The organism is Lysinibacillus sp. RU7 (genome assembly GCF_057837305.1).
This window is the reverse complement of the sequence record NZ_JBYQFK010000074.1, coordinates 1-424: the sequence shown is the minus strand read 5'-3', so window position 1 is coordinate 424 and position 424 is coordinate 1. Positions and strand designations below refer to the sequence as shown.

1 protein-coding gene and 1 pseudogene are annotated in these 424 nt (G+C 35.1%); both read left to right on the top strand.

From position 1 onward, the window contains the following. The coding region (tnpA, locus tag AC3II9_RS21545; RefSeq protein WP_489158730.1) for an IS200/IS605 family transposase at positions 1 to 237 on the top strand (237 nt) is incomplete at its 5' end. Between the two features lie 5 nt (positions 238 to 242). Next, positions 243 to 424 (top strand): annotated as a pseudogene (locus tag AC3II9_RS21540) (RNA-guided endonuclease TnpB family protein); the annotation flags it as partial.

The window sequence follows — 424 nt, the reverse complement described above, 5'->3', positions numbered from 1 at the left end:
GCAATGGAATGCGATAAAGACCATGTGCATTTGTTTTTAAATACACTACCAACATTTAGTCCAACAGACATAATGGCAAAAATAAAAGGAGTGACTTCTAAAAAGTTGAGAGAGGAATTTCCTCATCTTCAACATTTGCCAAGTCTATGGACGCGTTCTTATTTTGTTTCAACTGCTGGAAACGTATCAAGCGAAACTATTAGACGTTATGTAGAAAATCAAAAAACGAGGGGGTGAATGCGATGTCAACGCCAAGCTATGTATTAAGGTTGCGCTTAAAAACAGAATCTTTCCAAGATGATATTCTAGATAAACGTTTTGAAATTTCTCGCAAGATATACAATGCCTGCGTGAATGAATTATACAAACGTTATCGCACTATGCAACAATCAAAATCCTATCAAAAAGCCAAAAAGATGAAAAA